Genomic DNA, 13,801 nt, shown 5'->3' with positions numbered 1-13,801 from the left:
GGGCTAATGCCGCTAAAGGGGAGGCGCATCCAGTCGCGGTGTCAGGTCCGACAGCTTCGTCCGCTGCTTCGCCACAGTATTTACGCTGGTGTCAGGCAGTGTTGCGACCGCAAGGGGGGCCGGTCCGACCGCTTCGATGTACTGCCAAACCTCTTGCCGACTCATCAGGCCGAACTGAATCTGAAGATCCGGGTAGCTAAGTGTGAACCGGTCGGCCACGAGGCGAAGCTCTTCGGCATTGGGATAGTCGGCTTCTTTGATCCGCCGGTAATAGGTGCTGCTTGAAATGCCGAGCGCGTCAAAAATGTCCTTGGCATCGATCTCTCCGTCGAGGAGGTAGTCGAGCAGGGCTTTCAGCTGTCTGCCGTTCTCATCCGTACGGGGCATCACAACACCATAACGCCTGATCCCAGCTTTGGGCAGCCCCTCCCGGCAAATAGATAACACGTTCTTAATTGACAACGTCGTCACGATTTTGGGACCCCTCTCCCAAATTTGGGACATTCGCTGTACGGTAAGTCGCATGGTCGCTCCATACATCGCAGACGAGGTCAAACAACGGCCCGTCTACTCCGCACCGGAAACCCTGGATGTGTTCGATCACCCCACGATCGACGCACTGCCCGCTCAACTAGAGAAGTTCAGTACCTCTCCTTCGAGCGAACTGACCGAGGAACTCGACTCGGCGGCAGAGTGGCTCGGTGTGCAGATCGAGGAGATCCTCCTCGCTGCACTGGGCCGCACCCTGGGCCGGACCCGTGGCGAGGGCACCGTGACGGTCGACGTCACCGGTGGTCATCGCTGGCTGAGTCACCCCGTGACTCTGATCTGCTCGGACGCTCAGCCGATGGGCCCGACGGAAATGCTGCAGGGAGCACACAGTGCACTGGCCGGAGCCCCCGGACGCGCCAGCGCACAGGCGGACCTGCTGCTGAATGTGGCCGTCGCAGGACTGGTCGACGAGCCGGCCGGCCGCGCCCTCGAGCTTCGCGTGCAGCGCGTGGACGGTCTGCTGCAGATCGACTGGTGGTACGACGCGGCGCGCTTCGACGCCTACTCCGTCGAAGAGATGGCCGACCAGTTTCCGCTCGCGGTCATCGACATCACCTCGGACGCCGCTGCGCCCCTGTGATTTCCCGCGGCGCACGTCGCCGCTAAACTGGTCCATCGGCGTTGATCCGGCCATCACCGGGGAGTCTTCGGAAGAACAGCTGTGAGTCTGTCGACTCACGCCCAGTAGAACCGGACGGGTGGGCCCGTCATCGCCCTGACTTTTGAGTGGCGCACGTTCGCGTGTGCAAGCGGGGTGGTACCGCGGCGCTCGCGCACCAGCGCGACGTTCGTCCCCGTGCCTTGATTCTGTATGGCACAGGAGACCTACGACGTGAGCGCATATCCCAAGCCCACTTCCGGTGCGCCGAAGTTCCCGGCGCTGGAAACCGAGGTGCTCAAGTTCTGGGACAGCGACGACACCTTCCGCGCCAGCATCGCGCAGCGCGACGGAGCGCCGGAGTATGTCTTCTACGACGGACCGCCCTTCGCCAACGGCCTTCCGCACTACGGCCACCTTCTGACGGGCTACGTCAAGGACATCGTGCCCCGCTATCGGACGATGCGCGGATACAAGGTGGAACGTCGCTTCGGCTGGGACACCCATGGCCTGCCCGCTGAACTTGAGGTGCAGCGCCAGCTCGGCATCACCGACAAAGCCCAGATCGAAGAGATGGGCATCGCGAAGTTCAACGACGCCTGCCGCGCATCCGTCCTGAAGTACACCGGCGAGTGGCGCGACTACGTCACCCGTCAGGCGCGGTGGGTCGACTTCGACAACGACTACAAGACCCTCGACATCGGCTTCATGGAGTCGGTGATCTGGGTGTTCAAACAGCTGTGGGACAAGGGCCTCGCCTACGAGGGCAACCGGGTGCTGCCGTACTGCTGGAACGACGAGACCCCGCTGTCCAGCCACGAGCTGCGCATGGACGACGACGTCTACCAGAACCGGCAGGACCCGGCGCTGACCGTCGGGTTCGAGGCGATAGACGGCCCGGCCGCCGGTGCCTACCTGCTGATCTGGACCACCACGCCCTGGACCCTTCCGTCCAACCAGGCTGTCGCCGTCAACCCAGCGGTCAGCTACGTGGTCGTCGAGGGCCCTGACGGGCACCGGTTCGTGCTCGCCGAAGCCCGGCTGGCCGCGTACGCGCGCGAGTTCGGCGAGGAGCCCGTCGCCGTCGCCACCTACCTCGGCGAGCAGCTCCTCGGTACGCACTATCGCCCGCCGTTCCCGTTCTTCCCGGATGCGGTCAACTCGTTCCAGGTACTCGGCGCCGAGTTCGTCAGCACCGACGACGGCACCGGGCTGGTGCACATGGCGCCCGCATACGGCGAGGACGACAAGGCGACGGCCGACACGGCTGACATCGTCGCGGTCACCCCGGTCGATTCGAAGGGCCGCTTCGACTCGACCGTGCCCGACTACGCCGGCCAGCACGTGTTCGATGCGAACCCGCAGATCATCCGCGACCTCAAGAACGGCACCGGCGCCGCCGCGGCCAACGGTGCGGTGCTGCTCCGCCACGACACCTACGAGCACTCCTACCCGCACTGCTGGCGGTGCCGGAACCCGTTGATCTACCGGGCTGTGTCGTCGTGGTTCATCAAGGTGAGCCAGTTCCGCGACCGGATGGTCGAGCTGAACCAGGAGATCACCTGGTACCCCGAACACGTCAAAGACGGACAGTTCGGCAAGTGGCTGCAAGGCGCCCGCGACTGGTCGATCTCGCGCAACCGATACTGGGGCAGTCCGATCCCGGTGTGGAAGTCCGACGATCCCGCCTATCCCCGGGTCGATGTCTACGGCAGCTTGGATGAGCTCCAGCGTGATTTTGGAGTGCGGCCGGACAACCTGCACCGGCCCTTCATCGACGAGCTGACCCGGCCCAACCCCGACGATCCGACCGGCAAGTCCACGATGCGCCGCATCGAGGACGTCCTCGACGTGTGGTTCGACTCCGGGTCGATGCCGTACGGCCAGGTGCACTATCCGTTCGAGAACGAAGACTGGTTCGACACCCATTTCCCGGGTGACTTCATCGTCGAGTACATCGGCCAGACCCGCGGATGGTTCTACACGCTGCACGTCCTGGCGACCGCGCTGTTCGACCGGCCCGCGTTCCGTACGTGTGTCTCGCACGGCATCGTGCTCGGCAACGACGGCCAGAAGATGAGCAAGTCGCTGCGCAACTACCCGGACGTGTCCGAGGTGTTCGATCGCGACGGTTCCGACGCGATGCGCTGGTTCCTGATGGCCTCGCCGATCCTGCGCGGCGGCAACCTGGTGGTCACCGAGCAGGGCATCCGTGAGGGCGTGCGTCAGGTGCTGCTTCCGCTGTGGAACGCCTACACGTTCCTCGCGCTGTACGCGCCGAAGAAGGGCACGTGGCGCACCGATTCGGCGAACGTCCTCGACCGCTACATCCTGGCCAAGCTCGCGGTGCTTCGCGACGACCTGACGGCCTCGCTGGACGTCTGCGACATCTCGCAGGCCTGCGATCAGCTGCGGCAGTTCACCGAGGCCCTGACGAACTGGTATGTGCGGCGGTCGCGGTCCCGGTTCTGGGAAGAGGATGCCGACGCGATCGACACGCTGCACACCGTGCTCGAGGTGACGGCCCGGCTGGCGGCCCCGCTGCTGCCGTTGATCACCGAGGTGATCTGGCAGGGCGTCACGGGGGAGCGGTCGGTGCACCTGACCGACTGGCCCGCCGACGGTGTCGTGCCCGCCGATCCTGCGCTGGTCGCCGACATGGACCTGGTGCGCGAAGTCGCCTCGACCGGGTCGTCGCTGCGCAAGGCGAAGAAGCTGCGGGTGCGACTGCCCCTGTTGACATTGACGGTGGCCGTTCACGACCCGGCACGCCTGGAGCCCTACCGGGATCTGATCGCCGACGAGCTCAACGTCAAGACGGTCGAGCTCACCGACGACATCGCCGCGCACGGCCGCTTCGAGCTGACCGTCAACGCCCGCGTCGCAGGGCCGCGGATCGGCAAGGATGTGCAAGCCGCGATCAAGGCCGTCAAGGCGGGTGAGGCGGTCGTCAACGACGACGGCACTCTTGCGGCCGGGCCTGCGGTCCTTCTTCCCGAGGAGTACAGCTCGCGGCTGGTGGCCGCCGATCCGGAGTTCACCGCGGCCCTGCCTGACGGCGCGGGCCTGGTGGTCCTGGACGGCACCGTCACTCCCGAGCTGGAAGCCGAGGGCTGGGCCAAGGACCGGATCCGCGAGCTTCAGGAGCTCCGCAAGTCGACGGGGCTCGACGTCTCCGACCGCATCTCGGTGGTCATCTCGGTCCCTGCCGATCAGCAGGCGTGGGCGCAGACCCATCGCGACCTGATCGCCGGCGAGATCCTCGCGACGAGCTTCGAGTTCGGCGAGCCCGCCGACGGTGCCGAGATCGGCGACGGCGTGCGGGTCTCGATCGTCAAGGTGTGACGGACACCCGGGCGCTACGTCCCGAGAGCTCGACGACGTCGCCGGCGCGCAGCTGCCTGCCGCGCCGCAGCTCGACCTCGCCGTTGACGCTGACCTGCCCGTCGGCGATCACGGACTTGGCGTCCGCGCCCGAATCGATGAGGTTCGCGAGCTTCAGGAACTGACCGAGCCGGATCGATTCGTCACGGATCGGGACATCGGAAGGCTCGGCGCTCGGGTGTGCCACGGGGCCACGCTATCCGGCACGCCCTAGCATCGGCAGCTGTGGCCGGTCGATGGGTCCTGCACCTGGACATGGACGCGTTCTTCGCGTCCGTGGAGCAGTTGACCCGTCCGACGCTGCGCGGCAGACCGGTACTCGTCGGTGGTCTCGGCGGCAGAGGTGTGGTGGCAGGCGCCAGCTACGAGTCCCGCGTGTTCGGCGCCCGCTCGGCGATGCCGATGCATCAGGCCCGCAGGCTCGTCGGCGCCGGCGCGGTCGTCCTTCCGCCCCGTGGCGTCGTCTACGGCACGGCCAGCAGGCGCGTCTTCGAGACGGTCCGGTCGATGGTGGCCGTCCTCGAACAGCTGTCGTTCGACGAGGCGTTCGGCGAGCCGCCCGAACTCGCCGGCGCAGGCGAGTCCGTCGTCGAGGAGTTCTGCGAACAGTTGCGCGCCCGGGTGCTGGCGGAGACGGGACTGGTGGCGTCCGTCGGCGCGGGTTCGGGCAAGCAGATCGCGAAGATCGCGTCTGGGCTGGCGAAACCGGACGGCATCCGCGTCGTCGGCAGGGACGTCGAGCTGACGCTGCTGGCGGGCCTCCCGGTGCGGCGCCTGTGGGGCATCGGGCCCGTCGCCGAGGAGCGGTTGCACCGGCTCGGGATCGACACCGTCGGTGCGTTCGCCGCGCTCAGCGAGACCGAGGTGGCCGACATCCTGGGAGCCACGGTTGGTCCCGCGCTGCACCGGCTCGCGCGCGGTATCGACGACCGGCCGGTGGCCGAGAACGCGCCCGCCAAACAGATCAGCGCCGAGTCGACGTTCGCCGAGGACCTGACGACGATCGCGCAACTTCGCGAGGCGATGGGTCCGATCGGCGACCACGCCCACCGCCGGCTGGAGAAGGACGGCAGGGGAGCACGCACCGTCACGGTGAAACTCAAACGGTCCGACATGAGCACGCTGACGCGGTCGGCGACGCTGCCATACGCGACGACCGACGCCGCCACTCTCATCCGCACGGCGCGCAGGCTGCTGCTCGACCCCGTCGACATCGGGCCCGTTCGGCTTGTCGGCGTGGGCTTTTCGGGGCTTTCCGATGTCCAGCAGGAGCCTCTGTTCACGGATGCGGGACTGATCGAGGAGACGTCGGACACCAGCCTGCCTGCCACCTTGGCCGACGTCGCCGCGACGGCCCCCGCGTGGCGTGTCGGTGACGACGTCCGACATCCCGAGTTCGGTCACGGCTGGGTGCAGGGCGCGGGGCACGGGGTGATGACGGTGCGGTTCGAGACCCGCGGCACCGGTCCGGGATCTGCGCGCACGCTGTCCGCCACCGACCCCGCGATCAGCAGGGCGAATCCGGTGGACAGCCTCGACTGGCCGGACTTCGTCGCTGAGATGGCCGGGCGGGAGACCTGATCAGCCCCAGCGTCCGAACGCGTCCTGAACTGGTTGACCCGCGGCGAGCGCGGCCATCAGCAACACGCGTGCCTGAGGCGGCCGTAGCCGCGACGCGACGATCGCGCCGGCGTCGACGAGATCGCGCCCCGGCCCGTATCCCGGACTGACCCGGCCGCCGGGCACCCTCGTCGACACCACGACGGTCACGCCGTCGCGGCAATGCCTGCGGACGCCGTCGATCAGCGCGGCCCCGGCGTTGCCGGAGCCCAGCCCCTGCAGGACGATGCCGCGCGCGCCCGCGGCGACGCACGCATCCAGCGCCGCGGCGTCGGCACCCGGGTAGGCGGCGACGATGTCGACGCGCGGGGCGTCGGACGCCGTCAGCGGCCCCAGGGACGGGCGGGACTTCCCACTGCCGGCCCGGGTTCCGGCGAAGCTCTGCAGATCCGTCGTGGCAACTTTGTGCACGCCGAGCGGCTCGAACACCGCGCCGGCGAAGCTGACCAGGACGCCCAGTCCGCGCCACTGCGGATCGCCCGCAACCGCCAGCGCGTCACGCAGGTTGGTGGGCCCGTCTGCGTCTGGCGCATCGGCGCTGCGCTGGGAACCGGTGAGCACCACCGGCGCGGCGCCGTCGTAGGTGAGTTCGAGCCACAGCGCGGTCTCCTCCATCGTGTCCGTGCCGTGCGTGATGACGATGCCGTCGGTGGTGTCGGCCGCGGCGGCCTGCCGGACCGCGGCCGCGACGCGGTCCCAGTCGGCCGGGATTAGCTGCGAGCTGTCGAGTGACAGCGCGTCGACGACCGCGACGTCGAGTCCCTCGGTGAGGTCGGCGCCCGAGCGGGTGGGCCGCTTCACACCGTCGACCCCGGAGCTGGTCGAGATGGTGCCACCGGTGGCTATGACGACGAGGCGACCCATGGGTGGAATTGTTCCCCACCGGCTCTTTGCGATGATGGGGGCGTGACGGATGAATCATCGAGCCCGGCCGAGCCTGCGACCGAGACTGCGCAGACGACACCGGCGCGCCGGCTGCGCCTGCTCCTCTCCGTGGCCGCGGTGGTGCTCGCGCTCGACGTCGTCACCAAGGTTCTCGCGGTGAAGCTGCTGACTCCGGGCCAGCCGGTGTCGATCATCGGCGACACGGTCACGTGGACGCTGGTGCGCAACTCGGGCGCGGCGTTCTCGATGGCCACCGGCTACACGTGGGTCCTGACCCTCGTCGCAACAGGCGTCGTCATCGGCATCATCTGGATGGGCCGCAGGCTTGTCTCACCGTGGTGGGCGCTCGGCCTCGGGATGATTCTCGGCGGTGCTCTGGGCAACCTGGTCGACCGGTTCTTCCGCTCGCCGGGCCCGCTGCGCGGTCACGTCGTCGACTTCCTGTCCATCGGCTGGTGGCCCGTGTTCAACGTGGCCGATCCCGCCGTGGTCGGCGGGGCGATCCTGCTCGTCGTGCTGTCGTTGTTCGGCTTCGACTTCGATACGGTCGGGCGGCGCAAGCCGGACAGCGCAGAAGAAGGATGACGACCCGGTCGATGCCGGTGCCGGAGGGGCTCGCGGGGATGCGTGTCGACGCCGGCCTGGCCCGCTTGCTCGGGTTGTCTCGCACGGCGGCTGCGGCGATCGCCGAGGACGGCGGCGTGGAACTCGACGGTGCCCCCGCGGGCAAGTCGGACAAACTGGTCGAGGGTGCGTGGCTGGAGGTGCGGCTGCCGGAAGCGCCTGCGCCGGTGGAGAATACGCCAGTCGACATCGAGGGCATGGACATCCTGTACTCCGACGACGACATCGTCGCGGTCGACAAGCCGCCGGGGGTCGCGGCGCACGCGACGGTCGGCTGGCACGGGCCGACGGTGCTGGGCGGGCTGGCGGCGGCCGGTTTCCGGATCAGCACCTCCGGGATTCACGAGCGTCAGGGCATCGTGCACAGGCTCGACGTCGGCACATCCGGCGTCATGGTGGTGGCGCTGTCGGAGCGCGCTTACACGGTGCTCAAGCGCGCTTTCAAGCAGCGCACCGTCGAGAAGCGCTATCACGCTCTCGTTCAGGGGCATCCGGATCCGTCGAGTGGGACCATCGACGCCCCGATCGGACGGCACCGCGGGCATGACTGGAAATTCGCGGTCGTCGAGGGCGGCAGGCACAGCGTCACGCATTACGACACGCTGGAGGCGCATCAGGCGGCGAGCCTGCTCGACGTCCACCTCGAGACGGGCCGCACGCACCAGATCCGCGTCCATTTCTCGGCGCTGCACCATCCGTGCTGCGGTGATCTGACGTACGGCGCCGATCCGACGCTTGCGAAAAAGCTTGAGCTGGAACGGCAGTGGCTGCACGCCCGGTCGTTGGCGTTCGCGCATCCCGCCGACGGCAGGTGGATCGAGATCACCAGCCCGTATCCCGCCGACCTGCAGCACGCACTGGACGTTCTGCGGCGCCACGACCGGTGAGGTCGGGTCTGCTCTACGGCGCCGGCGCCTACGTGATGTGGGGCCTGTTTCCCGCGTTCTTCCCATTGCTCAAGCCGGCCGGCGCCGTCGAGGTGCTTGCGCACCGGATCATCTGGAGCTTCGCGCTGATGGTCGTCGTGGTGACCGCGGTGCGCAGGCTGGGGGACATCAGGGCGATCACGGGCCGCACCTGGCTGCTCCTGATCGCGGCGTCGGGCTTGATCTCGATCAACTGGCTGATCTACGTCTACGCGGTCAACAACGGTCATGTCGTCGACGCCGCGCTCGGCTATTTCATCAACCCTTTGGTGTCGATTGCGCTGGGACTGTTGATCTTTCGCGAGAAGTTGAACCGCTGGCAGTTCAGCGCACTGGCCATCGCTGTGGTGGCGGTCGTCATCCTCACTGTTCAGCTGCGTGAGCCGCCGCTGGTGGGGATCGGCCTGGCGTTGTCCTTCGGTCTCTACGGCGCCGTGAAGAAACTGGTGCCGACGGACCCGCGCGTCAGCGTCGGCATCGAAGCGGCGATCGCGACCCCGTTTGCGGCGGCGTACGTGGTCGTGCTGGCGCTCACCGGAGGCGGCACGCTCACCGGCCACGGCGGCGGCCACGTCGCACTGCTCGTCCTCGCGGGTGTGTTGACCGCGCTGCCGCTGCTGATGTTCGCCGCGGCGGCGCAACGGCTGCCGATGGTCACTTTGGGGCTGTTGTTCTACATGACCCCGGCGATGCAGCTGACATGGGGAGTGGTCGTCGGCAACGAGGCGATGCCCCCGGCGCGGTGGGTGGGATTCGCCCTGATCTGGGTCGCTCTGCTGATTTTCACGGTCGACGCGGTGCGACGCGCGCGCGCCGAGCGGCGACCTGCAGGACTGACGATTGCGTGACATTTGCACACGCCTATGTTGACCGGTCGGTAGCTATGTCATAACGTTTGCCCGTGGAGAACGAGACCCTCGCGGAATCCGCGGTTCGCAAACGTGGACGCCCGGTGGGTGCCGATTCGGAGCAGACTCGCAAGACGATCCTGCGTGCGGCCCGCGACATCATTGCCGAACGCGGGTATCAGGCCGCGACCTTCCAGCAGATCGCCCGGCGCGCGGGCGTCAGCCGCCCGACTCTGCATTACTACTACCCGACCCGGGAAGACCTGTACGACAAGTTGCTCACGGACGTCCGTGACCGGGTGGAACAGTGCGCGGATGCGGCACTAGACAAAGGTGCCCTCATCTGCCAACTGGCAGCTTTTGCCAGGGAACTGCACCGTCTCGGGGCAGACGAGCCCGCGCTGATGAAGCTGGTCATGACCGCGCGGATCGACCACCACAGGGCCCCGCAGCGACACGTGGCCGCGGCCGCTGTCGTCGCCACCGTTCACTCGTTCTACGACGCGGTCGTCACCGATGCGGTGTTCCGCGGTGAGCTGGGCCCCGACAGTGACGTCCGCGCGGTGAGCGACATGCTGGGAGCGCTTTTCTGGGGCTTCGGCTTCTACGCGGGTTTTCTGACCGACGGAACCGATGGCGTCGAGACTCCGGAAGTAGCCAGGCAATTGATGAGAATGCTCGGTAGCGGATTGCTGAACGAACCGGTCGGCGCGTCCTTGGACGCGTGATCCGAAGTTCGTAAGACACGCGCCCCGACACGCCGAGCGGTGTCGGCGAGCGGTCCTAGACTGGCGTCCCTATGAGCGGTTCTTTCGTGCATCTGCACAATCACACCGAGTATTCGATGCTCGACGGCGCCGCGAAGGTCAAGCCGATGCTGGCCGAGGCGCAGCGGCTGGAGATGCCCGCCATCGGGATGACCGACCACGGGAACATGTTCGGCGCCAGCGAGTTCTACAACGCTGCCACCGACGCCGGCATCAAGCCCATCATCGGCATCGAGGCCTACATCGCGCCCGCATCGCGCTTCGAGACCAAGCGTGTGCTGTGGGGCGATCCGAGCCAGAAGAGCGACGACGTCTCCGGCAGCGGCTCATACACGCACATGACGATGGTCGCCGAGAACGCGACGGGTCTGCGAAATCTGTTCAGGTTGTCGTCGCTGGCATCGTTCGAGGGCCAGCTGGGCAAGTGGTCGCGCATGGATGCCGAGATCATCGCCGAACATGCCGAGGGCATCATCGCCACCACCGGTTGCCCGTCGGGCGAGGTGCAGACTCGGCTACGGCTCGGCCATTTCGACGAAGCGGTGGCCGCGGCGGCCAAGTGGCAGGAGATCTTCGGCAAGGAGAACTTTTTCCTCGAGCTGATGGACCACGGCCTCGACATCGAGCGCAGAGTCCGGGAAGGCCTGCTCGAAGTCGGCAAGAAGCTCGGCATCCGGCCGCTGGCCACCAACGACTGCCACTACGTCACCCGTGACGCCTCCCAGAACCACGAGGCGTTGCTGTGCATCCAGACCGGAAAGACGCTTTCGGACCCCAATCGCTTCAAGTTCGACGGTGACGGCTACTACCTCAAGTCGGCTGCGGAGATGCGGGCGCTGTGGGACGACCAGGTGCCGGGCGCCTGCGATTCCACGCTGCTGATCGCCGAGCGTGTCCAGCCGTACAGCGAGGTGTGGACGCCGACGGACCGGATGCCGATCTTCCCGGTGCCCGAAGGCCACGACCAGGGTTCGTGGCTGACGCATGAGGTGATGACCGGACTGCGGGATCGCCGATTCCAGGGCGGTACCGTCCCGCAGGAGTACATCGATCGCGCCGAGTACGAGATCAAGGTCATCTGCGACAAGGGATTCCCCGCCTACTTCCTCATCGTCGCCGATCTGATCAACTACGCCCGTTCGGTCGGTATCCGGGTGGGGCCCGGCCGCGGCTCGGCAGCCGGCTCGCTGGTGGCCTACGCCATGGGCATCACCAACATCGACCCGATCCCGCACGGTCTGCTGTTCGAGCGGTTCCTCAACCCCGAGCGCCCGTCCGCCCCCGATATCGACATCGACTTCGACGACCGTCGGCGCGGCGAGATGCTGCGCTACGCTGCGAACAAGTGGGGCAGTGACCGGGTGGCTCAGGTCATCACGTTCGGCACCATCAAAACCAAAGCCGCGCTGAAGGATTCGGCCCGCGTGCACTACGGGCAGCCCGGTTTCGCGATCGCCGACCGGATCACCAAAGCGCTGCCACCGCCGATCATGGCCAAGGACATCCCGGTGTCGGGGATCACCGATCCCACACACGAGCGCTACAAAGAGGCCGCGGAGGTCCGCGCGCTCATCGACACCGACCCCGACGTCCGGACCATCTACGAGACGGCCCGCGGTCTGGAGGGTCTGGTTCGCAACGCGGGCGTGCACGCATGCGCGGTCATCATGAGTTCCGAGCCGCTGATCGAGGCGATCCCGCTGTGGAAGCGCCCGCAGGACGGCGCGGTCATCACCGGCTGGGACTACCCGTCGTGTGAGGCCATCGGCCTGTTGAAGATGGACTTCCTCGGCCTGCGGAACCTGACGATCATCGGCGACTGCATCGACAACATCAAAGCCAACCGCGGTATCGACCTGGATCTGGAGTCGCTGGACCTCGACGATCCCAAGGCCTACGAACTGCTCGGTCGCGGTGACACGCTCGGTGTGTTCCAGCTCGACGGCAGCGCGATGCGCGATCTGCTGCGCCGGATGCAGCCCACCGAGTTCAACGACATCGTCGCCGTCCTGGCGCTGTACCGGCCGGGCCCGATGGGCATGAATGCGCACAACGACTACGCCGACCGCAAGAACGGTCGCCAGGCCATCAAGCCCATCCACCCCGAACTCGAAGAACCGCTGCGCGAGATCCTGGCCGAGACCTACGGCCTGATCGTCTACCAAGAGCAGATCATGTTCATCGCCCAGAAGGTCGCCGGATACTCGATGGGTAAGGCCGATGCGCTGCGCAAGGCCATGGGCAAGAAGAAGCTGGAGGTCCTCGAAGCCGAGTACAAGGGCTTCCTGGAGGGCATGACGGCCAACGGTTTCTCGGCCGCCGCGGTGAAAGCGTTGTGGGACACCATCCTTCCGTTCGCTGGATACGCGTTCAACAAGTCCCACGCCGCCGGGTACGGGTTGGTGTCGTACTGGACGGCGTACCTGAAGGCCAACTACCAGGCCGAGTACATGGCCGGTCTGCTCACCTCGGTCGGGGACGACAAGGACAAGGCGGCCATCTATCTCGCCGACTGCCGCAGGCTCGGCATCACGGTGCTGCCGCCCGATGTCAACGAATCGGTGCAAAACTTCGCCTCCGTCGGCGACGACATCCGGTTCGGGCTCGGCGCGGTGCGCAATGTCGGCGCGAACGTCGTTGCCTCGCTGGTGAATACGCGGTCGGAGAAGGGCAAGTACACCGACTTCTCCGACTATCTGAACAAGATCGACATCACCGCCTGCAACAAGAAGGTCACCGAATCGCTGGTCAAGGCCGGCGCGTTCGATTCGCTCAACCACCCGCGTAAAGGGCTGTTCCTCGTGCACACCGACGCCGTCGATTCGGTGCTCGGTACCAAGAAGGCCGAGGCGATGGGGCAGTTCGATCTGTTCGGCGGGGGAGACTCCGAGACGGAGTCGGTGTTCACCATCAAGGTGCCCGAGGAGGAGTGGGAGGACAAGCACAAGCTCGCGCTGGAACGCGAGATGCTCGGCCTCTACGTGTCCGGGCATCCTCTCAATGGCGTCGCCCACCTGCTGACCGCGCAGGTGGACACACAGATCCCGGCGATCCTCGAAGGGGATATCGCCAACGACACCCAGGTCCGGGTCGGCGGCATCCTGGCGTCGGTGAACCGCCGCGTCAACAAGAACGGCCTGCCGTGGGCGTCGGCGCAGATCGAGGATCTCTCCGGCGGTATCGAGGTGCTGTTCTTCCCGCAGACGTATTCGATGTTCGGCGCCGAGATCGCCGACGACGTCGTGGTGTTGCTCGGCGCCAAGGTGGCCAAGCGCGACGACAGGATCTCGCTGATCGTCAACGAGCTTGTGGTGCCTGACTTTTCGAGTGCGCAGGCGAATCGCCCGGTCGCGGTGAGCCTGCCGACGCGGCAGTGCACGGTCGACAAGGTGACGGCGCTCAAGCAGGTGCTGGCCCGCCATCCCGGCACGTCGCAGGTTCATCTCCGGCTGATCAGTGGTGAACGCATCACGACGCTGGAACTCGATCAGTCGCTGCGGGTCACCCCGTCGTCGGCGTTGATGGGCGACCTGAAGGAACTGCTCGGTCCGGGCTGCCTGGGCGGCTGAGGGCTTATCCAGCGAAGGGGCGCCGGTG

The 13,801-nt window shown here is 66.8% G+C and carries 11 protein-coding genes; 8 read left to right on the top strand and 3 right to left on the bottom strand.

Annotated elements, in window-relative coordinates; genetic code table 11:
* Positions 1–12: 12 nt before the first annotated feature.
* Positions 13–387 (bottom strand): XRE family transcriptional regulator, encoded by a 375-nt coding sequence (locus P9A17_RS30140; RefSeq protein ID WP_278042494.1) that lies wholly within the window; start codon positions 385–387, stop codon positions 13–15.
* 136 nt (positions 388–523) lie between these two features.
* On the opposite strand from P9A17_RS30140, the gene P9A17_RS30135 reads away from it, so the two are divergent.
* Positions 524–1,132, top strand: coding sequence for a hypothetical protein (locus tag P9A17_RS30135; protein ID WP_278042451.1), 609 nt, complete (start codon positions 524–526; stop codon positions 1,130–1,132).
* A 231-nt stretch (positions 1,133–1,363) separates the two neighbouring features.
* The gene (gene ileS, locus P9A17_RS30130) at positions 1,364–4,495 is read left to right on the top strand and encodes an isoleucine--tRNA ligase (protein WP_278042450.1); all 3,132 of its coding nucleotides are present in this window, start codon (positions 1,364–1,366) and stop codon (positions 4,493–4,495) included.
* Here the strand turns inward: ileS and P9A17_RS30125 are convergent.
* Complete coding sequence (locus tag P9A17_RS30125; RefSeq protein ID WP_278042449.1) at positions 4,485–4,721, bottom strand: RNA-binding S4 domain-containing protein; 237 nt, start codon at positions 4,719–4,721, stop codon at positions 4,485–4,487. The genes ileS and P9A17_RS30125 overlap by 11 nt on opposite strands.
* A gap of 38 nt (positions 4,722–4,759) precedes the next feature.
* On the opposite strand from P9A17_RS30125, the gene P9A17_RS30120 reads away from it, so the two are divergent.
* Positions 4,760–6,115, top strand: a complete 1,356-nt coding sequence (locus P9A17_RS30120; RefSeq protein ID WP_278042448.1) for a DNA polymerase IV — start codon at positions 4,760–4,762, stop codon at positions 6,113–6,115.
* Here P9A17_RS30120 and P9A17_RS30115 read toward each other — a convergent pair whose 3' ends face one another.
* Positions 6,116–7,018: an asparaginase gene (locus P9A17_RS30115; RefSeq protein ID WP_278042447.1), complete on the bottom strand. Its 903-nt coding sequence runs from the start codon at positions 7,016–7,018 to the stop codon at positions 6,116–6,118.
* Between the two features lie 42 nt (positions 7,019–7,060).
* Here P9A17_RS30115 and lspA point away from each other — a divergent pair, with 42 nt between their 5' ends.
* From lspA to dnaE, 5 genes are all read left to right on the top strand, one after another.
* The gene (gene lspA / locus P9A17_RS30110) at positions 7,061–7,624 is read left to right on the top strand and encodes a signal peptidase II (protein WP_278042445.1); all 564 of its coding nucleotides are present in this window, start codon (positions 7,061–7,063) and stop codon (positions 7,622–7,624) included.
* Complete coding sequence (locus P9A17_RS30105; RefSeq protein ID WP_278042443.1) at positions 7,621–8,550, top strand: RluA family pseudouridine synthase; 930 nt, start codon at positions 7,621–7,623, stop codon at positions 8,548–8,550. Before lspA ends, P9A17_RS30105 begins: the two co-directional genes overlap by 4 nt.
* Entirely contained in the window at positions 8,547–9,437 is an 891-nt protein-coding gene (rarD, locus tag P9A17_RS30100; protein ID WP_278042442.1) for an EamA family transporter RarD, read from the top strand. Before P9A17_RS30105 ends, rarD begins: the two co-directional genes overlap by 4 nt.
* A gap of 53 nt (positions 9,438–9,490) precedes the next feature.
* Positions 9,491–10,165, top strand: coding sequence for a TetR/AcrR family transcriptional regulator (locus tag P9A17_RS30095; protein ID WP_278042441.1), 675 nt, complete (start codon positions 9,491–9,493; stop codon positions 10,163–10,165).
* Between the two features lie 71 nt (positions 10,166–10,236).
* Positions 10,237–13,773 carry a DNA polymerase III subunit alpha gene (gene dnaE / locus P9A17_RS30090; RefSeq protein ID WP_278042440.1) on the top strand — a complete coding sequence of 1,179 codons (3,537 nt, stop codon included), beginning with the start codon at positions 10,237–10,239 and terminating at the stop codon, positions 13,771–13,773.
* Positions 13,774–13,801: the final 28 nt, after the last annotated feature.

Source organism: Mycobacterium sp. 236(2023) (assembly GCF_029623955.1).
Taxonomy (GTDB): domain Bacteria; phylum Actinomycetota; class Actinomycetes; order Mycobacteriales; family Mycobacteriaceae; genus Mycobacterium.
Note: the sequence above shows the minus strand (reverse complement) of the source record. Positions and strands in the feature narration are given on the sequence as shown.

What these genes read in the sequence shown, in the direction of transcription:
- P9A17_RS30140 (WP_278042494.1), bottom strand. Translation starts at nt 387, where the DNA reads ATGCCCCGTACGGATGAGAACGGCAGACAGCTGAAAGCCCTGCTCGAC.
- P9A17_RS30135 (WP_278042451.1), top strand. Translation starts at nt 524, where the DNA reads ATGGTCGCTCCATACATCGCAGACGAGGTCAAACAACGGCCCGTCTAC.
- ileS (WP_278042450.1), top strand. Translation starts at nt 1,364, where the DNA reads ATGGCACAGGAGACCTACGACGTGAGCGCATATCCCAAGCCCACTTCC.
- P9A17_RS30115 (WP_278042447.1), bottom strand. Translation starts at nt 7,018, where the DNA reads ATGGGTCGCCTCGTCGTCATAGCCACCGGTGGCACCATCTCGACCAGC.
- P9A17_RS30105 (WP_278042443.1), top strand. Translation starts at nt 7,621, where the DNA reads ATGACGACCCGGTCGATGCCGGTGCCGGAGGGGCTCGCGGGGATGCGT.
- dnaE (WP_278042440.1), top strand. Translation starts at nt 10,237, where the DNA reads ATGAGCGGTTCTTTCGTGCATCTGCACAATCACACCGAGTATTCGATG.